This window comes from Streptomyces sp. NPDC037126, assembly GCF_055605965.1.
Map to the genome: position 1 here is coordinate 234,301 of NZ_JBVJTD010000008.1, position 22,803 is coordinate 257,103.

The window sequence follows — 22,803 nt, forward strand, 5'->3', positions numbered from 1 at the left end:
GGGAGCCAGCCGTATGCCGCAACGACGCGTCATCACCGGTCGCAGCCAGGAACCACGTCAGCGCTTCGCCGAGGAACTGCGCACCCTGCGGGCGGGCAGCGGGACGAGCCTGCGGCAGCTCGGGGAACGGCTGGGCTGGGACTGGTCCCTGTTCGGCAAGATGGAGAAGGGCGAGACGCTGGGCAGCCCGGAGGTCGTCCAGGCCCTCGACACGCACTACGGCACGCCGGGACTCCTGCTAGCGCTCTGGGAGTTGGCGGCCGGGGACCATACGCAGTTCCGGGAGCGGTACCGGCGGTACATGGCGCTGGAGGCGGAGGCGGTGAGCCTGTGGCACTTCGCGGTGAGCGTCCTGCCGGGACTGCTGCAGACGCCGGGGTACGCGCGCGAGGTGCTGGCGGCCGGTGGGCTGAAGGGGAAGGAACTGGAGCAGCAGGTCGAGGCTCGGATGGGACGGCGGGAGTTGTTGGAGGGGGAGGATGCGCCGAGGTTTCGGACGATCCTGTCCGAGGCGGTGCTACGTATGGCGCTGCTGGACTTGGGCGAGTGGCGCGGGCAGTTAGAGCACCTGGCCGAAATGGCAGAGCAGCCGAACATCGCTGTTCAGGTGCTGCCGTTCAGCGCGGGCCCGTACGGCCTGGACAGCACTGACGTGTGGTTCCTGCGGCTGCCGGATGGACGTACGGTGGCGTACACAGAGAACGCGCACCGGGGCGAACTGATCGAAGAAAGCTTGGCGGTTGAGAAGCTGCAGGGCGCTTACGATGCAGTGCGTGACCTGGCGCTGTCCCCAGCCGAGTCGCGGAAGTTCGTCCTGCGCATGTTGGAGGAAGTACCGTGCGAACCATCGACGTGAGTGCCCTGACCTGGCGCAGCAGCTCCTACAGCAACTCGGACGGTGGCGCTTGCATCGAGGTCTCTGACAACTTCGCGGCTGCCGTACCGGTGCGAGACAGCAAGGTTCCGCACGGGCCGGTTCTCGTGTTTCCGGCTGGCGGGTGGTCGTCCTTCGTGGCGGCCATCAAGAGCGGTAGCCTGCGCGGCTGACACGGAACGTCGACGGCCCTGGCGGTGACTGTTACCGCGAGGGCCGTTTCCGTTGCCGCCCTGCTTACTTCTTGGCCGGACGCCGGCCGCGCAGGTCGTCGTCGGTGAGCCCGTGCTTGCCCTGTTCCATCTGCCGGTCACCCTCGAAGAACCGCTTGCCGCGCGCCCGCCAGTAGGAGGGATGCAGGAAGTCGGCCGAGGTGTACTTCGGCGGCACGGGGATGGTGTCCCGGATCTTCCGCTTGGCCGATTCGTCCGGGGCGGCGTCCTCCTGCCGCTGGAGATCCCGGACCTGCTCCCAGTCCGCGCGCTTCTTGAGCCCGGCAGGCTTGTAGCGCAGGGCAGCGAGGAAGGACACGTGCTCGGTCGTCATCAGCTCAGATGTCCCGGAAGATCTCGATCTGCGCCCCGACGGAGTTGAGTCGTTCGGCGAGGTCCTCGTAGCCGCGGTTGATGACGTACACGTTGCGCAGCACGGACGTGCCCTCGGCCGCCATCATCGCCAGCAGGACGACCACGGCGGGGCGCAGGGCCGGCGGGCACATCATCTCGGCGGCGCGCCAGCGGGTCGGGCCCTCGACCAGCACCCGGTGCGGGTCGAGCAGCTGCAGACGGCCGCCGAGGCGGTTGAGGTCGGTCAGATAGATCGCCCGGTTGTCGTAGACCCAGTCGTGGATCAGGGTCTGGCCGGACGCGACCGCCGCGATCGCCGCGAAGAACGGGACGTTGTCGATGTTCAGGCCCGGGAAGGGCATGGGGTGGATCTTGTCGATCGGGGCTTCGAGCTTGGACGGCCGGACCGTGAGGTCCACCAGCCGGGTGCGGCCGTTGTCCGCGAAGTACTCGGGGCTGCGGTCGTGGTCGAGGCCCATCTCCTCCAGGACCGCCAGCTCGATCTCCAGGAACTCGATCGGTACCCGGCGCACCGTCAGCTCCGACTCGGTCACCACGGCGGCGGCCAGCAGGCTCATCGCCTCGACCGGGTCCTCGGAGGGGGAGTAGTCCACGTCGGAGTCGATGTTCGGCACGCCGTGCACGGTGAGGGTGGTGGTGCCGATGCCCTCCACCCGTACGCCCAGGGCCTCCAGGAAGAAGCACAGGTCCTGGACCATGTAGTTCGAGGAGGCGTTGCGGATGACCGTCACGCCGTCGTGCCGCGCGGCGGCCAGCAGCGCGTTCTCGGTCACGGTGTCGCCGCGCTCGGTCAGCACGATCGGGCGGTCGGGGCGGACCGCGCGGTCCACCTGCGCGTGGTACTGGCCCTCGGTGGCGGCGACCTCCAGGCCGAACCGGCGCAGCGCGATCATGTGCGGCTCGATGGTCCGGGTACCGAGGTCGCAGCCGCCCGCGTACGGCAGCTTGAACTGGTCCATGCGGTGCAGCAGCGGGCCGAGGAACATGATGATCGACCGGGTGCGCACGGCCGCCTCGGCGTCGATCGCCGCCATCTCCAGCTCGGCCGGCGGGACCAGCTCCAGGTCGACGCCGTCGTTGATCCAGCGGGTGCGGACGCCGATGGAGTTCAGCACCTCCAGCAGGCGGTAGACCTCCTCGATCCGCGCGACCCGGCGCAGCACCGTGCGGCCCTTGTTCAGCAGCGAGGCGCACAGCAGCGCCACGCAGGCGTTCTTGCTGGTCTTCACGTCGATGGCGCCGGACAGCCGGCGGCCGCCGACGACCCGCAGATGCATCGGACCGGCGTAGCCCAGCGACACGATCTCGCTGTCCAGGGCCTCTCCGATGCGGGCGATCATCTCAAGGCTGATGTTCTGGTTGCCCCGCTCGATGCGGTTGACCGCGCTCTGGCTGGTGCCCAGCGCCTCCGCGAGCTGCGTCTGTGTCCAGCCGCGGTGTTGCCGGGCGTCGCGGATGAGCTTGCCGATGCGTACGAGGTAATCGTCTGCCATGAGGTTGAGGTTATCTCAGATATGAGATGGCGCCCGTTCGAGGGGGCCATTCGGGTGACGGCGCGTCAGTGACCTGCGGGTTCACGGCGGATGTCCCACCTGCGGGTGATTCGCCCGATAGGTGGCCGAGAGTCCGGTCACTCGGGCGGCAGGCGAAAAACGGCATGGCCGGGCCCGGCCGGGCATGACCAGTCGGCGGCCATGTACTAGAGTTATCTCGACATCGAGATATCTGCCGAGGCGCACCGCGGCCGCCACGCAGTAAGGGCTACCTAACTTAGCCTTACCTTAGCGGATCGGCCCAGCCGGCGTGGCGGCACGATTGTCGGTGGTACGCGCACATCAAAGAAGGAGACTGTCGTGTCGGCGAACAGCTTCGACGCCCGCAGCACGCTGCAGGTGGGCGACGAGTCGTACGAGATCTTCCGGCTGGACAAGGTGGAGGGCTCGGCCCGGCTGCCGTACAGCCTCAAGGTCCTGCTGGAGAACCTGCTCCGCACGGAGGACGGCGCGAACATCACCGCCGACCACATCCGCGCGCTCGGCAACTGGGACTCGCAGGCCCAGCCCAGCCAGGAGATCCAGTTCACGCCGGCCCGCGTGATCATGCAGGACTTCACCGGCGTTCCCTGCGTCGTGGACCTCGCGACCATGCGTGAGGCCGTGAAGGAGCTCGGCGGCGACCCCGCCAAGATCAACCCGCTGGCCCCGGCCGAGCTGGTCATCGATCACTCCGTCATCGCCGACAAGTTCGGCACCAATGACGCCTTCAAGCAGAACGTCGAGCTGGAGTACGGCCGCAACAAGGAGCGCTACCAGTTCCTGCGCTGGGGCCAGACCGCCTTCGACGAGTTCAAGGTCGTCCCGCCGGGCACCGGCATCGTCCACCAGGTCAACATCGAGCACCTGGCCCGTGTCGTGATGGTCCGCGACGGCAAGGCCTACCCGGACACCCTGGTCGGCACCGACTCGCACACCACCATGGTCAACGGCCTCGGCGTCCTCGGCTGGGGCGTCGGCGGCATCGAGGCCGAGGCCGCCATGCTCGGCCAGCCGGTCTCCATGCTCATCCCGCGCGTCGTCGGCTTCAAGCTCACCGGTGAGCTGCCGCCGGGCACGACCGCCACCGACCTGGTCCTCACCATCACCGAGATGCTCCGCAAGCACGGTGTGGTCGGCAAGTTCGTCGAGTTCTACGGCGAGGGCGTGGCCGCCACCTCCCTGGCCAACCGCGCCACCATCGGCAACATGTCGCCGGAGTTCGGTTCCACCGCCGCGATCTTCCCGATCGACGACGAGACCCTGAACTACCTGCGCCTGACCGGCCGCTCCGAGCAGCAGGTCGCGCTCGTCGAGTCCTACGCCAAGCAGCAGGGCCTGTGGCTGGACCCGAAGGCCGAGCCGGACTTCTCCGAGAAGCTCGAACTGGACCTGTCCACGGTCGTCCCGTCCATCGCCGGCCCGAAGCGCCCGCAGGACCGCATCGTCCTCGCCAACGCCGCCGAGCAGTTCAAGCTGGACGTGCGCAACTACGTGGACGTCGTCGACGAGGCGGGCGTGGAGTCCTTCCCGGCCTCCGACGCCCCGGCCGTCCACCCGAACGGCGCCCCCTCCAACCCGGTCCAGGTCACCGCCCCCGACGGCACGACCTACGAGCTGGACCACGGTGCGGTGACGGTCGCGGCCATCACCTCCTGCACCAACACCTCCAACCCGTACGTCATGATCGGCGCCGCCCTGGTCGCCAAGAAGGCGGTCGAGAAGGGCCTGACCCGCAAGCCGTGGGTCAAGTCCACCCTCGCCCCGGGCTCCAAGGTCGTCACCGACTACTTCGAGCGGGCGGGCCTCACGCCGTACCTGGACAAGCTGGGCTTCAACCTCGTCGGCTACGGCTGCACCACCTGCATCGGCAACTCCGGCCCGCTGCCGGAGGAGGTCTCCAAGGCCGTCAACGACCACGACCTCGCGGTCACCTCGGTCCTCTCCGGCAACCGGAACTTCGAGGGCCGCATCAACCCCGACGTCAAGATGAACTACCTGGCGTCCCCGCCGCTGGTCGTCGCGTACGCCATCGCGGGCTCCATGAAGGTGGACATCACCACCGAGGCGCTCGGCACCGACCAGGAAGGCAACCCGGTCTTCCTGAAGGACATCTGGCCCTCCGAGGCCGAGGTGAACGAGGTCGTCGCCGCCGCCATCGGCGAGGACATGTTCTCCAAGTCCTACAGCGACGTCTTCGCCGGTGACGCCCAGTGGCAGGCGCTCCCGGTCCCGACCGGCAACACCTTCGAGTGGGACGCCGAGTCGACCTACGTCCGCAAGCCCCCGTACTTCGAGGGCATGGGCATGGAGCCGGCCCCGGTCGAGGACATCGCCGGCGCCCGCGTGCTCGCCAAGCTGGGCGACTCGGTCACCACCGACCACATCTCCCCGGCCGGTGCCATCAAGGCCGACACCCCGGCGGGCACGTACCTCACCGAGCACGGTGTGGAGCGTCGTGACTTCAACTCCTACGGCTCCCGCCGTGGCAACCACGAGGTCATGATCCGCGGCACGTTCGCCAACATCCGCCTGCGCAACCAGATCGCGCCGGGCACCGAGGGCGGCTACACCCGCGACTTCACGCAGGCCGACAGCCCCGTCTCCTTCATCTACGACGCCTCGCAGAACTACCAGGCCGCCGGCATCCCGCTGGTCGTCCTGGCCGGCAAGGAGTACGGCTCCGGCTCGTCCCGCGACTGGGCCGCCAAGGGCACCGCGCTCCTCGGCGTCAAGGCCGTCATCGCCGAGTCGTACGAGCGCATCCACCGCTCGAACCTCATCGGCATGGGCGTCCTGCCGCTCCAGTTCCCGGAGGGCCAGTCCGCGGCCTCCCTCGGCCTGACCGGCGAGGAGACCTTCTCCTTCACCGGCGTCGAGGAGCTGAACAACGGCACCACCCCGCGCACGGTGAAGGTCACCACCGACACCGGTGTCGAGTTCGACGCGGTCGTCCGCATCGACACCCCCGGTGAGGCCGACTACTACCGCAACGGCGGCATCATGCAGTACGTGCTGCGCAGCCTGATCCGCAAGTAGGCGCCACGGCACAGCGGCCAAGGGCCGCACCCCCGGCCGGGGGTGCGGCCCTTCGCCGTGTCACCAGTCCGTCGGGATGTCCGGCAGCGGCAGGTCGGGGACCTGCCCCAGCGCCATCTCGGCCCAGATGACCTTGCCCTGCGGGGAGTACCTGGTGCCCCACCGCTCGGTCATCTGCTGCACCAGGAACAGGCCGCGGCCGCCCTCGTCGGTCGTCGCGGCGTAGCGCAGGTGCGGCGAGGTGCTGCTGCCGTCGGCCACCTCGCAGATCAGCGTGCGGTCCCGGATCAGGCGCAGGTGGATCGGGTCGGAGCCGTAGCGGATGGCGTTGGTGACGAGTTCGCTGAGGACCAGTTCCATGCCGAAGCCCAGCTCGGCCAGGCCCCACTCCTCGAGCTTCTCGGACACGGCCAGGCGCATCCCCGACACGGCGGCCGGATCGCGCGGCACGTCCCAGTCGGCGACCTGTGCGGGGGCGAGCGCCCGCGTGCGTGCGACGAGCAGGGCGACGTCGTCCTTGGGCCCGTGCGGGAGCAGCTCGTCCAGCACCGCCTGGCAGCTGGCGTCCGGCGAGCGGTCGGGGTGGCCGGCCAGCGCCTGGCGGAGCAGCTCCATGCCCTCGTCCAGATCGCGGGTGCGGTCCTCGATGAGACCGTCGGTGTACAGCACGAGCTGGGTGCCCTCGGCGAGCTCCAGCTCGGCCGTCTGGAACGGCATGCCCCCGAGGCCGAGCGGCGGCCCGGCCGGCATATCGGGGAAGACGACGCTGCCGTCGGGGTGGACCAGGGCGGGAGCCAGGTGCCCCGCGCTGGCCATGGTGCAGCGGCGCGTCACGGGGTCGTAGATCGCGTACAGGCAGGTGGCGCCCACGATCTCGCCCGCGGTCTCCGGGCAGGCCTCGTCCTGGTCGATGCGGCCGACCAGGTCGTCCAGGTGGCTCAGCAGCTCGTCGGGCGGCAGGTCGAGGGTGGAGAAGTTGTGCACCGCGGTCCGCAGCCGGCCCATCGTGGCGGCGGCGTGCAGGCCGTGCCCGACCACGTCGCCCACGGCCAGCGCCACCCGGCTGCCCGGCAGGGGGATCACGTCGAACCAGTCGCCGCTCACGCCCGACTGGGCGGGCAGGTAGCGGTAGCCGACGTCGAGCGCGCTCTGCTCGGGCAGCGCCCGGGGCAGCAGGCTGCGCTGGAGGGTGACCGCCAGGGTGTGCTCGCGGGTGTACCGGCGGGCGTTGTCGATGCTGACCGCGGCGCGGGCCACCAGCTCCTCCGCGAGCGACAGGTCCTCCTCGTCGAAGGGGTCCCGCTTGGCGCGGTAGAAGTTGGCCATGCCGAGGACGACACCGCGCGCCCGGATCGGGGCCACGATGAGCGACTGGATGCCGTAGTCGAGGATGTCCAGGGTGCGCTGCGGGTCCTGGGCCCGCCAGCCGTCCGCCGCGGACAGGTCGGGCACCAGCTCGGCGCGCCCGGTGTCGTAGCCGCGCGCCTGCGGGGTGGACGGCAGGAAGTCGATCAGCCGGTTCTTCTCGTAGAGCGGGTGGTCGTCCCGGACGCCGTGCACGGCGACGCGGCGCAGGTCCGTCGCCGTGGGGGGCGGCTCCTCGCCGTGCAGCACGCCGTCGGCCAGGTCCACGGTGACGAAGTCGGCGAAACGCGGGACGGCGACGCGCACCAGCTCCTCCGCCGTGCGGGCCACGTCGAGGCTGGTGCCGACGCCCAGGCCGGCGTCGTAGAGCAGCTTCAGCCGCTCCCGGGCGACCTCCGCGCGGCCGGACAGTGCCTGGAGCTCGGTGGTGTCCCGCAAGGTCACCACGGTGCCCGTGGGGCCTCCGGCGGCGTCGGTGGGCCGCTGGTTGACGGCCAGCAGCCGCTCGCCGGCGAAGAGCACCTCGTCGGTGGCCTCGCGCCCGGAGGTAAGCAGCTCCACCGTCTCGGGGTCCAGGCCCGGCAGCTCGGACACGTGCCGTCCCTCGGCCTCCGGGGGCAGGCTCAGCAGGCGCCGGCCCTCGTCGTTGGCCAGCAGCAGCCGTCCGTCGTCACCGACGATCAGCACCCCCTCCCGCACGGAGTGCAGCACCGTGTCGTGGTGCTCGTACATGCGCGTCATCTCGGCCGGGGCCAGGCTGTGGGTCTGGCGCCGCAGCCGCCGGCCCACCAGCGCGGTGCCGCCGGTCGACAGCACGAACGCTCCGGCTCCGGCGGCGAAGATGATCGGCAGCTGCCGGTCCACCTCGTTGGTGACGTTCTTGACCTTCAGCCCGGCGGAGACGAGGGCGACCACATGGCCGTGCGCGTCGTCGATGGGAACGGTCGCCTGCATCTCGTGCCCGAGCGGGCCGTGCACCTCCTCGGTGTAGAGCTTCCCGGCCAGTGACGGCCCGATCCGGCCGACGAACCGCTTTCCGATCTTGCTCGGCATGGGGTGGGTGTAGCGGATGCCCTTGGTGTCCATGACGACGATGAAGTCGACGCCCGCCGCCTTGCGCCCGGCCTCGGTGAGCGGCTGCAGGACCTTCGAGGGGTGAGGGGTCTTCAGTGCCTGCAGGATGCCGGGGGAGTGGGAGAAGGTCTCGGCGACGGCGACGGACCGGCGCCTGGCCTCGGCACCCGTGTCCCGTTCCGACTGCACGACGAGAGCGAGGACGGCGCAGAGCACGAGCAGGACCACGAGGGCCACCTGGAGCAGGAAGACCTGTCCGGCGACGCTCCGCGGGCTCTTGCCGATCACAGATCGCAGCAGAAGGCGTCTGAATCGGGCAATGCTGTCCGACATGCCGCATTTGTAGCACCGGCGTTTCCCGGGTGGCTACGGCTGTTCCACGAGATGGACAGAAGTTCCGCCCAGAAAACCCCTCGGGCGGACCCGGTGGCGGTGCACACCGGGTCCGCGAGCCGTGCAGGTGAGGGGGGTTGAGAGACCTGCACGGAGGGAATTGTCGGAGGCGAGTTCGAACCGTCTTCGGCGAAAATGCCGGACAACGTTGTCGTTGCCCTGTACATGACTTTACCGCGGCAACCGACAACGATGTCAACCGACTTGGGGTACTCCGGTCGGGTGAACCGGCGGTGGGGCCCCCGAGGCGCAAGTGGTCTCCTGTGGTACCGGTGGCGCACGTTACTGTCCCCGGGGCCTGTGCGACCTGTGGTGCGCGCCCGTCCGTGAGGAGGAAGGGCCGCATCATGCGCCTCGGACCCACGTCCCTGCTGCTGGCCGCGCTCCTCACCACCGCCGGCGCCGCACCGCCCGCCTCCCCGGATCTCGTCGACGACCCCACGCGCTACGTCGATCCGCTGATCGGCACCGGGAACGGCGGCAACGTCTTCCCGGGCGCCGTCGTGCCGTTCGGCATGCTCTCCTGGAGCCCGGAGAACACCGAGGGCGACGCCACCAGAACCGTCGCGCCCGGCGGCTACCGGTACGACGCCACCCGCGTCCGCGGCTTCAGCCTCACCCATATGTCCGGCACCGGCTGCGCGGGCGGCAGCGGCGACATCCCCTTCTTCCCGTACGCGGGCGAGGTCACCTCCTCCCCGGCGAGCGACACCGGGGACGCCGTCTACGCGGCCGGCTTCTCCCACGCCGACGAGACCGCCGCGCCCGGCCACTACCGGGTGGGCCTCTCCTCCGGTGTCACCGCCGACCTCACCGCCACCGCCCGCACCGGCTCGGCCCGCTTCACCTTCCCGGCCGGCAGGCCCGCCTCCCTGCTGGTGCGCACGGCCAACGCCGAACTGGGCTCGCAGGACTCCACGGTCACCATCGACCCCGCGACCCGGACCGTCTCCGGCTCCGTCACCTCCGGGGACTTCTGCGGCTACCTCGACCCCGAGGGCCGGCGCGCCTACTACACCCTCTACTTCACCGCGCACTTCGACCGCCCCTTCCGCGCCACCGGCACCTGGCGGGACGGCACGCTCAGCCCCGGGTCCCGGGGGACGTCCGGCGGCACCGGCGGCTTCGCGCACGGCGGACGGCCCGTCGCGGGCAGGGGCGCGGGCGGGTACGTCCGCTTCGCGCCCGGTACCGGCCCGGTGAACGTCAAGGTCGGCATCTCCTACGTCAGCCGCGCGGCCGCCGAGGCGAACCTCGCCGCGGAGAACCCGCCGGGCCGCTCCTTCGACGCCGTACGGGACGCGGGCCGCCGCGCCTGGCGCGACCGCCTCGCCGCCGTCCGCGTCGGCGGTGGCACGGACGCCGACCGCACCACCTTCTACACCGCGCTCTACCACTCGCTGCTGCACCCCGACGTCATCAGCGACGCCGACGGCGGGTACCGGGGCGCCGACGGCCGGGTCCACCGGACCGGCCGCGGCCACCGCGCCCAGTACGGCACCTTCTCCGGCTGGGACGTCTACCGCGACCAGGTGCAGCTCCTCACCCTGCTCGACCCCCGCACCGGCTCCGACATCGCCCAGTCCCTGTACGGGCTGGCCCGGCAGAACGGGGGGACCTGGGACCGCTGGCTGCACGGCGCGAGCGGCACCCACGTCATGAACGGCGACCCCGCACCGACCGCGCTGGCCGGCATCCACGCCTTCGGCGGCACCGGCTTCGACCTGAGGGGCGCCCTGCGGTCCCTGGTCCGGGCGGCCACCGTGCCCACCCCGCAGGACCTGTCCGGGGCCGGCCGGCCGGTGCTCTCCGCCGGCCAGCGCCCCTCGCTGGACGAGTACCTCCGCCTGCACTACATGCCGAGCGTGTCCCACGCCTGGGGCGGCGCCGCCGAGACCCTGGAGATGTCCACCGCGGACTTCTCGCTCTCCCAGCTCGCCCGGGCGGCCGGGGAGCGGGCCACGGCGGCCGTCTTCGCGCGCCGCGCCCAGTGGTGGCAGAACGGCTTCGACGTCGCGGCCGACCCCGGTGGCGGCTACGCCGCCGACCGCAGGGCCGACGGCAGCTGGGTCCCCGGCTTCACCCCCGGCACCGGCGGCGGCTTCGTGGAGGGCACGGCCGCCCAGTACACCTGGATGGTGCCGCACGACCTGGCGGGCCTGTTCGCCGCGCTCGGCGGCCGGGACAAGGCCCTCGCCCGCCTCGACGGCTTCTTCCACGACGCGGACGGCCGCTGGGCCCTCACCGGCAGCGGCGGCACCAGGGCCGAGCTGGACAACGAGCCGTCGATCAACGTCCCCTACCTGTACGACTACGCGGGCGCCCCCTACCGGACGCAGGAGACCGTCCGCGCGGCGATGCGGAGACTGTGGTCCACCGGGCCCGGCGGCATCCCGGGCAACGACGACCTCGGCGCGATGTCGTCCTGGTACGTCTTCGCCGCCCTCGGCATGTACCCGCAGGTGCCCTCCCGCGCCGAACTGGTCCTCGCCTCACCGCTGTTCCGGCGCATCGAGATCCACCGCCCGCGGGGCAACGACATCTCCGTGCGCGCTCCCCGGGCGGCGGCCGGTGCTCCCTACGTCCAGGCCCTGGAGGTCGACGGCCGCCGCAGTGACCGGCCCTGGCTGCCCGCGTCCTTCGTGCGCGACGGCGGCCGGCTCGACTACACGCTGTCCGCCGTCCCCAACCGCCGCTGGGGGGCGGACAGCCCGCCGCCGTCCTTCCGGGAGGGCGAGCAGCCGTACCAGGTCGGCGTCGGCCCCACCAGCGCCACCCTCGCGCCCGGCGGCAGCACGAAGGCCGTCGTCCGCGCGCTGTCCCTGAACGGCGGCGCCGGGCCCGGGGCGCGCTTTCGGGTGCGGACCCCGGCGGGGGTCACCGCCACCCCCGCCGAGGGCACGGTGACCGGCGGCGCCCGGGAGATCACCCTCACCGCGGCGCGGGACGCCCGCCAGGGCTTCGCCGACGTCACGGTCACGGTGACCGCGGGCGGCACCGCCGCCCGGCAGCCGATCACGCTGACCGTGGCCGCCCCGGGCACCCTGCTCGCCGCGTACGACGGCACCGGCATCTCCGACGACGCGGGCGACCACGACGAGGCCGACTACGACGGCGGCGGCTGGAGCTACTCCCGCCAGGCCCTGGCCGCGGCCGGCCTCGCCCCGGGGAGGCGGAGCACACCCGGCGGCCTCGCCTTCACCTGGCCCGACTCGCCCGACGGACGCCCGGACAACGCCTCCGCGAACGGCCGGACCATCCAACTGCCGCAGCCCGCGGCGAGGTTGTCCTTCATCGGCAGCGCGGTCGACGGCGACCGGCGGGGCACGGCGACCGTCACCTACACCGACGGCACCACCGGCACCGCCGACCTGTCCCTCACCGACTGGACCGTCGGCGGCGGGGGCGGCGGCACCGTCCGGTACGGCAACGAGATCGTCGCCCGGGCCGCCTACCGCAACCTCGCCGGCGCCGGGAAGGACCCGGTCGCCGCGTACGTCTTCGCGACCAGGCCCCACGAGGCGCCCGCGGGCCGGCGGATCAGGAGCGTCACGCTTCCCGACGCCCCCGGCCTGCGCGTGTTCGCCCTGGCCACCGGCTGAGCGGGCACGCGAGAGGGGGCGGACCCGGCCGGGCCCGCCCCCTTTTCCTGTTCGCTGTCCGGGTCAGGCCAGCAGCTCCACCTCCGCCAGTGTCGACTCGCCGTCGAGGACCAGGCGGTACCTGGCGTAGGTGCCCGGCGTGGCGATCGAGAAGGCCCGGGTCTGGCGGTCCCAGGTGAACGACTCGCCGGAGCGACGGTCCAGGGTCTGCCAGGTGGTGCCGTCCGAGGAGCCCTGCAGGGTCCAGCCGGTGGGTGCCTTCGTGTGGTCGTCCGACGAGGTCAGCGTGTACTGGAGCGGCTTCACCGCGCCGTCGACCGGCAGGTCGACCGAGGTGACCGTCGCGCTCGTCGCCGAGGTGTTGTCGAACAGCGCGCCGTCGCCCTTCAGCACGTCCGCACGGGGCGCCGGCACCTTGTCGTCCTGCGTGATCGAGACCGGGGCGGCGTCCTTGCCCGTGCCCCAGGTCGACGGCCTGGGACCCATGAAGAACTCCAGCACCCCGCCCTTGGACAGCATCGAGTGCGGGAGCGAGGTCGACGTCCAGGGACGGCCGTTGAAGGTCACGCCTTGGACGTAGACGTTCTTCGCACTGTTCCGCGGTGCCTTGACCACCAGGTCGCGGCCGTTCTCCAGATGGACCGTGACCTGCTTGAACAGGGGCGAGCCGATGCTGTAGTCACCGCTGCCCATCACCAGCGGGTAGAAGCCGAGCGCGGAGAACAGGTACCAGCCCGACTGCTCGCCGTTGTCCTCGTCGCCGTGGTAGCCCTGCCCGATCTCGCTGCCGGTGTAGAGCCGGGAGAGGATCTCGCGGACCGTCGACTGCGTCTTCCAGGGCTCCCCGGCCGCGTCGTACATGTAGGCGATGTGGTGCGCGGGCTGGTTGGACTGCCCGAGCATGCCCATCCGGACGTCCCGGGCCTCGGTCATCTCGTGGATGACACCGCCGTAGGAGCCGACGAAGTCGGGCGAGGCGGTCTCCGGCGTCGCGAAGAACGCGTCGAGCTTGTCCGCGAGGCCCTGCCGGCCGCCGTACAGATTGGCGAGGCCCCGGCTGTCCTGCGGGGCGGTGAAGGCGTAGCCCCAGCCGTTGGTCTCGGTGTAGTCGTAGCCCCACACGCGCGGGTCGTACTCGGCCGAGTTCACCCGCCAGTGGCCCTGGGCGTCGCGGCCCTGGAAGAAGCCCGCCTTGGGGTCGAACAGCTGCACGTAGTCCTGGGCGCGGTTCAGGAAGTACTCCGACTCCTCCTGGTACCGCTTCTCGCCCGTCCTGCGGTACAGCGCCTCGCCCATCCTGGCGATGCCGTAGTCGTTGATGTACCCCTCCATCGCCCACGACAGGCCCTCGTCGGTGTCGGTGCTGGTGTAGCCGAGGAAGGGCGACGTGGTCATGCCCTTGCGGCCGACACCCGACATCGGCGGGACGACGGTCGCGTTCTTCACGGCCGCCTCGTACGCCGCCTTCGCGTCGAACCTCACGCCCTTCGCGTAGGCGTCGGCGAACGCCACGTCCGAGGAGGTCCCGGTCATCAGGTTGGCGTAGCCGGGTGAGGACCAGCGGGAGGTCCAGCCGCCGTCCTTGTACTGCTGCACGAACCCGTCCACCATCTCGCCCGCCTGACTGGGTGTCAGGAAGGAGTACGCGGGCCAGGTGGTCCGGTAGGTGTCCCAGAAGCCGTTGTTGACGTACACCTTGCCGTCGACGATCTTGGCGCCGGTGTGGGTCGGGGTGTCCTGGCTCGGCATGGGGGAGAAGGGGGAGGCGTACCGGTAGGTGCCGCCGACCTTCTCGAAGCCGGAGTTCGGGTACAGGTAGAGCCGGTACATGCTGGAGTACAGGGTGGTCAGCTGGTCGGGCGTCGCGCCCTCCACCTCGACCTTGCCCAGCAGCGTGTCCCAGACGCGCTGGGCGCGCGCCTCGACGGTGCCGAAGGAGGTGCCGTCCGGGATCTCCTGGCGCAGGTTGTCCTTGGCCTGGTCGACGCTGATGAGCGAGGTCGCGAGGCGCAGGGTGACCGTGTGGTCGGCGCCCGCGTCGAAGCGCAGATAGCCCTTCACCCCGCTCGATCCGCCGTCCGTCACCGGCTTGTCGAACTCGCCGTACACGAACAGCCGGGTCGCGCCCGCGGACAGCCCCGACTTCACGTCCGAGTAGCCGGTGACGATCCCGTGCTCCTTGTCCAGGGTCAGCCCCGCCTGCTCGGTGACGTTGTCGAACAGCACGCTCGTGTCGTCGCCGGGGTAGGTGAACCGCAGCACCGCCGCGTGGTCGGTCGGCGTCATCTCCGCCTTGAGGCCGTTCTCGAACCGGACGCCGTAGTAGTACGGGCGCGCGGTCTCGTTCTCGTGCCGGAACGGCAGCTCCCGTGCCTCGCGGCCGGTGTCCGGGATGCCGGACGCGGCCGACGGCATCACCTGGAAGGTCTGCCGGTCGCCCATCCACGGGCTCGGCTCGTGGCTCGCGCTGAACGCCTGGATCGTCGGCAGGTTGTCGTCGTTGTTCGCGTGCGCGTACTCGTACAGCCAGCTCAGCGAGGAGGCGTTGGTCACCGGGGTCCAGAAGTTGAAGCCGTGCGGCAGCGCGGTCGCCGGGAAGTTGTTGCCGCGCGAGAAGCTTCCGCTGGAGTTGGTGCCCCGGGTGGTCAGCGCGTAGTCCGACAGATGCGCCTTGGGCCGCTCCGGCGCCACGGGCCGCAGGGCCACGTCGTCGATCCAGCCGCGGAACTTGGCCGGGCCGTCGGGGGAGTCGTACCCGACCAGGATCCGGTCGACCGTCTTGCCCGCCGCCACCGAGCCGATCCGCGAGACCACGTCGTTCCACTGGTTGACGTAGAGCGACTTCGACTCGCCCTGCCCGCGCGGCGACAGCGGGAACCCGTGCTGGTCCAGCGCCCCCAGGCCGCTGAGATAGGTGCCGTCGGTGAAGGCGAGGTCCAGGGAGACGTTCGTGGCGTCGTAGTCCCGGTCGCCGTCGGCCATCGACGGGAAGACGCGGTACGACAGCTGGGTGTACCCGCCGACCTTCACGTTCACGTCGAAGACCTTGTTGTACGAGTACGCCCGGCCGCCCGCCGTGTGCCGGCCGGCGTAGCGCAGGGCCCGCTCCCCGGTGAACCCGGCGTGCGCCTTGGCCGTCGGCGAGGCGGTCGGGCCCTTGTCGACGAGCGTCAGCATGTCCTGCGGCACTGGGCCGCCCCCGCCGCCGGTGGAGAACTGCACATCGGCGAGCTGCAGGATGTCCGGGGCGCCGTTGTTCTTCGTCACCTCCAGCCGGAAGTGCTGGTACTCGGCCGGCTGGGCGAGGTCGTAGGACTTGGTCTGGAACCGCTCGGTGAAGTTCTCTCCCGAGCGGGTGTCGACGGTCTTCCAGTCCTTGCCGTCGGTGGAGCCGAGCAGGGTCCAGTCCCGCGGGTCGCGCTGGTCGTCGTCGTTGGCCGAGGTCAGCGCGTAGGTCACCAGCTTGACCGGCTTGTCGAGGTCGAACTCCGCCCATCCGGTGGGCTCGAAGGTCAGCCACTTGGTGCCGGGCTCGCCGTCGACGAGGTTCTCCTTGACCTCGCCCGCGCCCGTGTTCTCGCCGCTCGCCCGGACCTCGGTGACATGGTCGTCGACGTTCCCCGGTATGCCGGTGCTGTAGCCGCCGTCGACGCCCGAGGCGCGCTTGGCGCCGTCCGGCCCGGTGTCCACCGTGTTCAGCCAGTCCGGCGCCGGATCCCCCGCCTCGAACGAGGATGCGAACTCCCGGTCGGCGGCCGGGGCCTTGGCGGGCAGCGCGACCGCCGCGCCCTGTGCACCGGCGGCCATGACAAAGGCGGCCGTGAGGACGACCGCCGGACCCCATCTGTGCCGAGATCTCCGCTGCATCTACGGATTCCCTCCCTGCGCCGGCAGTGGACAACGTTGTCAGATGCGGGGCGCAGGAACCAGTAGGTGGTCAAGTAGCCGGTTGTGTCAAGGGTGTTGGGCGTGGCATTCAGGCACTCATGGTGCGACTTTCCTCTTCGGGCCGCGCACAGGCCGCTCATATTTCCGCGAGGTCTCAACTCGGAAAAGACCCATCGCGAACCCTGTATTCGATCTTGCTCAGCTGGCGGGAAGTGGACTATACCTGTCGGCGTTTCCTGCACGACCCAGCACTACCCGACCGCGGTGCCGGGAGGATCCGGTTCACCGCCTGAGTCCTGGAGAAGGCGAGGACTTGAGCATGGGATCCACTGCGCACCAAGACGGCGAGGGCGTCGGCCGCCGTGATCTGATCAAGCGGTCCGCCGCGCTCGGCCTGGTCGCCGCGCCGGGAATGGGCCTGTTGTCCGCCTGTGCGAGCGGCGGCGGAGGCGGCGGCAACTCGGACGAGGGCAACACCAAGGGGAAGGCGTCGAAGGACAACCCGTTCGGCGCCAAGAGCGGCAGCAAGCTCGACGTCGTCGTCTTCAAGGGTGGTTACGGCGACGACTACGCGCGGGCGTGGGAGGCCGACTTCAGCAAGAAGCTCGGCATCACCTCGACCCACACCGGCACCCAGGAGATCACCGGCAAGCTGCAGCCGCGCTTCAACGCCGGCAACCCGCCGGACATCGTCGACGACTCCGGCGCCCAGCAGATCAAGATCGACGTCCTGTACAAGAACGACTCGCTGCTCGACCTCTCCGAGGTCCTCGACGCGCCGTCCGTGGACGACCCGGGCAAGAAGGTCCGCGACACCCTGATCCCCGGCACCCTCGACCCGGGTGTCCAGGAGGGCAAGGTCGTCGCCCTCAACTACATCTACACGGTGTGGGGCCTGTGGTACTCCGGCAAGCTCTTCAAGGAGAAGGGCTGGACGCCGCCGAAGACCTGGGACGACTTCCTCACCATCTGCCAGGACGCCAAGAAGCAGGGCATCGGCGGTCTCGCCCACCAGGGCAAGTATCCCTACTACATCAATGTCGCCATCATGGACATGATCGCCAAGAAGGGCGGCATCGACGCCGTCAAGGCGATCGACAACCTGGACCCGAAGGCGTTCGTCGGCTCCGACGCGGCCCAGGCCGGCATCGAGGCGATCTACGAGGTCGTCGAGAAGGGCCTGCTGATGCCCGGCACCAACGGCCTGACCCACACCGAGTCGCAGACCCGCTGGAACCAGTACAAGGCCGCGTTCATCACCTGCGGTTCCTGGCTGGAGAACGAGCAGCTGAAGCAGACGCCGACCGACTTCGACATGAAGTTCCTGCCGATGCCGCTGCTGTCCGGCAGCAAGATGCCGTTCGAGGCGATCCGGGCCGGCTCGGGCGAGCCCTTCATCATCCCGGCCAAGGCGGCGAACCTGCCCGGCGCCAAGGAGTTCATGCGGCGCATGCTCTCCAAGGAGTGGTCGACGCTGTTCGCCAAGGAGGCGAACTCCCTCACCATCCTGCAGGACGGCGTCGACCCCAGCGTGAAGCTGCGGCCCGGCACCCAGTCCACGGTCGAGGCCTCCAAGGCGGCCGGCTCCAACACGTTCCGGTACCTGTACCCCGACTGGTACAGCGAGATGGACACGGCGCTCCAGAACGCGTCCAATGAGCTGATGGCGAAGCGCATTCAGCCGAAGGAGTGGCTGAAGCGGTGTCAGGCGGCCGTGGACAAGCAGGCCAAGGATCCGGCGTCCAAGAAGAACCGGCACGAGTAGATCCGCCCGGGCGCCGTGGGGGCGCGGGTGTGATTGCGTGTGAGGGTCCGCAGTGGCTCGTCGCGCGGTACCCCGCGCCCCCTTCGGGGCGTCGGTGCTGACCGGAAACACAGGGGCAGGTATGCGCAAAGGGCAGTACCGGTTCGTCGCGGGGTTCCTCTTCGTTCCCGTGGCGCTCTATCTGATCTTCGTGATCTGGCCGTACATCCAGACGTTCGGCTATTCACTGACGGACTGGAAGGGGCAGTCGCAGACCTTCAGCTTCGTCGGTCTGGACAACTACAAGGCGCTGTTCCAGGACGACGTGTTCCTGGAGGCCATCTGGCACAACGTCCTGTTCCTGATCTTCATCCCGGTGATCACGATCCTGCTCGCCCTGTTCTTCGCCTTCATGCTGAACGCGGGCGGGCGCAGCAGGGCCGGCGGGGTGCGGGGGGTCGCCGGATCCTCGTTCTACAAAATCGTCTACTTCTTCCCGCAGGTGCTGTCGCTGGCGATTCTCGCCGTGCTTTTCAACGCGGTGTACCGCAGTGACGGCGGCGGCCTTCTCAACGGTGTGCTGATCAAGGTCGGACTGGTCGACGCACAGAATCCGGTGGAATGGCTGAACGAGCCGAACCTGGTGCTGTGGGCACTGATGGTCGCCGTGATCTGGCAGGGTGTCGGCTTCTATCTGGTGCTGTTCTCGGCCGCGATGCAGTCCATTCCGAAGGACATCTACGAGGCCGCCCTGATCGACGGCGCGAGCCGCAACCAGTCCTTCTTCCGCATCACCCTGCCGCTGCTGTGGGACACCGTTCAGACCGCCTGGGTCTATCTCGGCATCGTCGCCATGGACATGTTCGTACTGGTGTCCTCCATGACCCAGAACATGGGCGCGTACGGCGGCGGTCCCGACCATCACAGCGATGTGATGTCGACGGTGATGATGCGCAACTTCCTCTACTACGGGAAGAGCGGCTATGCCTGCGCCATGGGCGTGGTCATGCTGCTGCTCACCCTCGTCCTGTCCGTGGTCACGCTGCGCGCCACCCGCCGCGAGCGCATCGAGTTCTGAGCGGGAGTATCGACGATGAGTGCACTCAAGGAGACCATCCCCGCTCCGGCCGAGGAGCCCGCGGCCAAGGCGCCCGCCGGCCCCGGTGACCGGCGCGGCGAGGGTGTGGTCCTGAACGTCTTCTCGCACGGCTTCCTCGCCCTGTGGGCGCTGCTGATCGTGCTGCCGCTGCTGTGGCTGGTGCTGAGCTCCTTCAAGACCGACGCCCAGATCGGCGGCTCCGCCTTCGGGTGGCCGCACGACTGGTCCCTCGGCGTCTTCCGGCGGGCCTGGAACAAGGGCATCGGGGACTACTTCCTGAACACCGTGATCGTACTGGTGTTCTCCGTGCCGCTGACGATGCTCTTCGGGTCGATGGCGGCCTACGTGCTGGCCCGGTACCGGTTCTGGGGCAACCGGCTGCTGTACTACTTCTTCGTCGCCGGCGCCATGTTCCCGGTCTTCCTGGCCCTCGTCCCGCTGTTCTTCATGGTCAAGCGGCTGGACATGCTGAACACCTACCAGGGCCTGATCCTGGTCTACGTCGCCTACTCGATGCCGTTCACGGTGTTCTTCATGCACGCCTTCTTCCGGACCCTGCCCACGGCGGTCTTCGAGGCTGCGGTCCTGGACGGCGCCTCCCACACCCGGACCTTCTTCCAGGTGATGCTGCCGATGGCCAAGCCCGGCCTGATCAGCGTCGGGATCTTCAACACTCTGGGCCAGTGGAACCAGTTCATCCTGCCCACGGTGCTGATGCAGCCGCAGAGCGGATCCGACCCCGAGCGCTACGTCCTCACCCAGGGCCTCATCCAGCTGCAGCAACAGCAGGGATACGCCTCCGACCTGCCGGTTCTGTTCGCGGGTGTGACGATCGCGATGATCCCGATGCTGGTCGTCTACCTGTCCTTCCAGCGTCAGGTGCAAGCGGGTCTGACCTCGGCGACCCTGAAGTAGCGGGACACAGCGCGACCGACCGTGTGCACGCCGTTCCGGGCTCCGGGACGGCGTGCACACGTGTGTCCGAGCACCCGGAAACGGTTCAACCTCTTGACGGAAGGCAACCCGAACGGCTCAGCTTAGAGTTCACTAGTTGGATACACGGGGCCTCGCCGAAGCGGCCCCGCGCTCAGGAGGTCGTCGTGGAGACTCCAGGGTCGCAGTCATCGCTGCACCGAGCCAACCTGGAGCGGGTCGTCCGGGCCGTACGCCTGGCAGGGTCACTCACGCAGGCGGAGATCGCGCGGACGACCGGTCTGTCCGCCGCGACCGTCTCCAACATCGTGCGGGAGCTGAAGGACGGCGGAACCGTCGAGGTCACGCCCACGTCGGCGGGCGGGCGGCGGGCCCGCAGCGTCAGCCTGAGCGGGGACGCCGGCATCGTGATCGGCGTCGACTTCGGACACACCCATCTGCGCGTCGCGGTCGGGAACCTCGCCCACCAGGTGCTGGCCGAGGAGGCCGAACCGCTGGACGTCGACGCCTCCGCGGCCCAGGGCTTCGACCGAGCGGAAGAGCTGGTCAGCCGCCTGATCGCGGCGACCGGGGTCGACCGGTCCAAGATCGCCGGCGTGGGGCTCGGCGTGCCGGGCCCGATCGACGTGGAGTCGGGGACGCTCGGGTCCACGGCCATCCTGCCGGGCTGGGGCGGCACCAAGCCCGCCGAGGAGCTGCGCGAGCGGCTCGGCGTGCCCGTGCACGTGGACAACGACGCCAACCTCGGCGCCCTCGGCGAGCTGGTCTGGGGCAGCGGCAAGGGCGTGCGCGACCTGGCCTACATCAAGGTCGCGAGCGGTGTCGGCGCCGGTCTGGTCATCGAGGGGAAGATCTACCGCGGCCCGGGCGGCACAGCGGGGGAAATAGGGCATATTACACTCGATGAATCCGGCCCGGTCTGTCGTTGCGGGAACCGTGGCTGCCTGGAGACCTTCGCGGCCGCGCGCTACGTGCTCCCGCTGCTCCAGCCCAGCCACGGCCCCGACCTGACCATGGAAGGCGTCGTACGGCTGGCCAGGGACGGAGACCCGGGCTGTCGTCGGGTGATCGCCGACGTCGGCCGCCACATCGGCAGTGGGGTGGCCAATCTCTGCAACCTGCTGAACCCGAGCCGGGTGGTCCTCGGCGGTGATCTCGCCGAGGCCGGTGAGCTGGTCCTCGGGCCGATCAGGGAGTCCGTCGGCCGCTACGCGATCCCCAGTGCGGCGCGTCAACTCTCCGTTCTCCCCGGGGCACTTGGCGGCCGTGCGGAGGTGCTCGGAGCGCTCGCCCTCGCTCTCAGCGAGATGGGCGATTCGACCCTTTTGGATGGAAGTCTTCCGGTGGCGGCACCTGCCTTCACTTAGAGAACGGATGGCACCGTTGCCATCTCGTTAAGGATTTACTTCTTGACGTCGCACGTGCGGCCGAGTTGACTTCCAGCCACCTCGGCCGCAACGACGCGGCCTCGTCAGGGAGGTTCCTAGAAGTGAACACGCGTATGCGTCGTGCGGCTTTCGCCGTTGCTGCTGGTGCCATGGCCGTCTCGCTCGCTGCCTGTGGCAGCGCGAAGGAGTCCGGCGGCGGCTCCAAGTCGTCGGCCGGCTCCAAGAAGGGCGACGCCATCAAGGTCGGTCTGCTCCTGCCGGAGAACCAGACCGCCCGTTACGAGAAGTTCGACCGCCCGCTGATCGAGAAGAAGGTCAAGGACCTCACCGGTGGCAAGGGCTCGGTCGTCTACGCCAACGCCAAGCAGGACGCGACCCTGCAGAACCAGCAGGTCGAGACGATGATCACCAACAAGGTGGACGTGCTCATCGTGGACGCCGTGGACTCCGCAGCCATCCAGAGCTCGGTCCAGAAGGCCAAGGACGCCGGCATCCCGGTCGTCGCCTACGACCGCCTGGCGCAGGGCCCGATCAGCGCCTACACCTCGTTCGACAACGAGACCGTCGGCAAGACCCAGGGCCAGGCCCTCCTCACGGCGCTCGGCTCCAAGGCCAAGTCCGGCAAGATCGTCATGATGAACGGCTCCGTGACCGACCCGAACGCCGCGCAGTTCAAGAAGGGCGCCCACGAGGTGCTCGACGGCAAGGTGAACGTCGGCAAGGAGTACGACACCAAGGACTGGAAGCCGGAGAACGCCAACTCCAACATGGAGGCGGCCATCTCGGCTCTCGGCAAGAAGAACGTCATCGGCGTCTACTCCGCCAACGACGGCATGGCCGGCGGTATCATCACCGCCCTCAAGGCCGCGGGCCTCAACGTGCCGGTGACCGGCCAGGACGCGGAGCTCGCGGGTGTGCAGCGCATCGTCGCCGGCGACCAGTACATGAGCGTCTACAAGCCGTACGCCCCCGAGGCCGACGCGGCCGCCGAGATGGCCGTGGACCTGGCCCAGGGCAAGTCGCTCGACTCCGTCGCCAAGGACAAGGTCGACAGCCCGACCACCAAGCAGGTTCCCTCGGTGCTGGTCCCGGTCACCGCGCTGACCAAGGCCAACATCAAGGACACCGTCATCAAGGACGGCGTCTACACGGTGGCCGACATCTGCACCGCGCAGTACAAGGCGGCCTGCGACAAGATCGGTCTGAAGTAAGCAGCCGCACGTGCCTTTCCAACTAGGGGAATTCACTCTTGAATTTCCCTAGCGGGAGGAAGGCGCCCCAACAG

12 protein-coding genes and 1 pseudogene are annotated in these 22,803 nt (G+C 69.6%); 9 read left to right on the forward strand and 4 right to left on the reverse strand.

What is annotated here, in order from left to right; translation table 11 throughout:
• Positions 1-13 precede the first annotated feature (13 nt).
• On the forward strand, positions 14-856 hold the full coding sequence (locus tag ACZ7FF_RS20140; protein WP_470813584.1) for a helix-turn-helix domain-containing protein: 843 nt from the start codon (positions 14-16) through the stop codon (positions 854-856).
• Positions 838-1,047 carry a DUF397 domain-containing protein gene (locus ACZ7FF_RS20145; protein WP_470813585.1) on the forward strand — a complete coding sequence of 70 codons (210 nt, stop codon included), beginning with the start codon at positions 838-840 and terminating at the stop codon, positions 1,045-1,047. Before ACZ7FF_RS20140 ends, ACZ7FF_RS20145 begins: the two co-directional genes overlap by 19 nt.
• A gap of 64 nt (positions 1,048-1,111) precedes the next feature.
• Here ACZ7FF_RS20145 and ACZ7FF_RS20150 read toward each other — a convergent pair.
• Positions 1,112-1,426 (reverse strand): annotated as a pseudogene (locus ACZ7FF_RS20150) (DUF7008 domain-containing protein); the annotation flags it as partial.
• On the reverse strand, positions 1,425-2,954 hold the full coding sequence (locus tag ACZ7FF_RS20155; protein ID WP_470813586.1) for a helix-turn-helix domain-containing protein: 1,530 nt from the start codon (positions 2,952-2,954) through the stop codon (positions 1,425-1,427). The gene ACZ7FF_RS20155 and the pseudogene ACZ7FF_RS20150, both read right to left, overlap by 2 nt.
• 360 nt (positions 2,955-3,314) lie before the next feature.
• Here ACZ7FF_RS20155 and acnA point away from each other — a divergent pair, with 360 nt between their 5' ends.
• Complete coding sequence (gene acnA, locus ACZ7FF_RS20160) at positions 3,315-6,032, forward strand: aconitate hydratase AcnA (protein WP_470813587.1); 2,718 nt, start codon at positions 3,315-3,317, stop codon at positions 6,030-6,032.
• A gap of 60 nt (positions 6,033-6,092) precedes the next feature.
• Here acnA and ACZ7FF_RS20165 read toward each other — a convergent pair whose 3' ends face one another.
• Complete coding sequence (locus ACZ7FF_RS20165; protein ID WP_470813588.1) at positions 6,093-8,804, reverse strand: SpoIIE family protein phosphatase; 2,712 nt, start codon at positions 8,802-8,804, stop codon at positions 6,093-6,095.
• A 407-nt stretch (positions 8,805-9,211) separates the two neighbouring features.
• Here ACZ7FF_RS20165 and ACZ7FF_RS20170 point away from each other — a divergent pair, with 407 nt between their 5' ends.
• Positions 9,212-12,466 (forward strand): GH92 family glycosyl hydrolase, encoded by a 3,255-nt coding sequence (locus tag ACZ7FF_RS20170; protein WP_470813589.1) that lies wholly within the window; start codon positions 9,212-9,214, stop codon positions 12,464-12,466.
• 63 nt (positions 12,467-12,529) lie between these two features.
• Here the strand turns inward: ACZ7FF_RS20170 and ACZ7FF_RS20175 are convergent, their stop codons facing one another.
• Entirely contained in the window at positions 12,530-16,333 is a 3,804-nt protein-coding gene (locus tag ACZ7FF_RS20175; RefSeq protein ID WP_470813590.1) for a GH92 family glycosyl hydrolase, read from the reverse strand.
• A gap of 340 nt (positions 16,334-16,673) precedes the next feature.
• Between ACZ7FF_RS20175 and ngcE the strand changes: the two genes are divergently transcribed.
• The 5 genes from ngcE (at position 16,674) to ACZ7FF_RS20200 (ending at position 22,729) form a co-directional block, all read left to right on the forward strand.
• Positions 16,674-18,119: an N-acetylglucosamine/diacetylchitobiose ABC transporter substrate-binding protein gene (gene ngcE / locus ACZ7FF_RS20180; RefSeq protein WP_470813591.1), complete on the forward strand. Its 1,446-nt coding sequence runs from the start codon at positions 16,674-16,676 to the stop codon at positions 18,117-18,119.
• 121 nt (positions 18,120-18,240) lie between these two features.
• Positions 18,241-19,176 (forward strand): carbohydrate ABC transporter permease, encoded by a 936-nt coding sequence (locus tag ACZ7FF_RS20185; protein ID WP_470813592.1) that lies wholly within the window; start codon positions 18,241-18,243, stop codon positions 19,174-19,176.
• Between the two features lie 15 nt (positions 19,177-19,191).
• The gene (locus ACZ7FF_RS20190; RefSeq protein WP_470813593.1) at positions 19,192-20,112 is read left to right on the forward strand and encodes a carbohydrate ABC transporter permease; all 921 of its coding nucleotides are present in this window, start codon (positions 19,192-19,194) and stop codon (positions 20,110-20,112) included.
• A gap of 185 nt (positions 20,113-20,297) precedes the next feature.
• The gene (locus tag ACZ7FF_RS20195; RefSeq protein WP_470813594.1) at positions 20,298-21,497 is read left to right on the forward strand and encodes an ROK family transcriptional regulator; all 1,200 of its coding nucleotides are present in this window, start codon (positions 20,298-20,300) and stop codon (positions 21,495-21,497) included.
• Positions 21,498-21,631: 134 nt separating this feature from the next.
• A complete protein-coding gene (locus ACZ7FF_RS20200) occupies positions 21,632-22,729 on the forward strand; it encodes a sugar ABC transporter substrate-binding protein (RefSeq protein WP_470813672.1) in 1,098 nt (365 codons plus the stop codon).
• Positions 22,730-22,803: the final 74 nt, after the last annotated feature.

Coding starts and splice junctions, on each gene's coding strand:
- ACZ7FF_RS20165 (WP_470813588.1), bottom strand. CDS start 8,804: ATGTCGGACAGCATTGCCCGATTCAGACGCCTTCTGCTGCGATCTGTG.
- ACZ7FF_RS20190 (WP_470813593.1), top strand. CDS start 19,192: ATGAGTGCACTCAAGGAGACCATCCCCGCTCCGGCCGAGGAGCCCGCG.
- ACZ7FF_RS20140 (WP_470813584.1), top strand. CDS start 14: ATGCCGCAACGACGCGTCATCACCGGTCGCAGCCAGGAACCACGTCAG.
- ACZ7FF_RS20170 (WP_470813589.1), top strand. CDS start 9,212: ATGCGCCTCGGACCCACGTCCCTGCTGCTGGCCGCGCTCCTCACCACC.
- ngcE (WP_470813591.1), top strand. CDS start 16,674: ATGGGATCCACTGCGCACCAAGACGGCGAGGGCGTCGGCCGCCGTGAT.
- ACZ7FF_RS20185 (WP_470813592.1), top strand. CDS start 18,241: ATGCGCAAAGGGCAGTACCGGTTCGTCGCGGGGTTCCTCTTCGTTCCC.
- ACZ7FF_RS20200 (WP_470813672.1), top strand. CDS start 21,632: ATGCGTCGTGCGGCTTTCGCCGTTGCTGCTGGTGCCATGGCCGTCTCG.
- ACZ7FF_RS20155 (WP_470813586.1), bottom strand. CDS start 2,954: ATGGCAGACGATTACCTCGTACGCATCGGCAAGCTCATCCGCGACGCC.
- ACZ7FF_RS20175 (WP_470813590.1), bottom strand. CDS start 16,333: ATGCAGCGGAGATCTCGGCACAGATGGGGTCCGGCGGTCGTCCTCACG.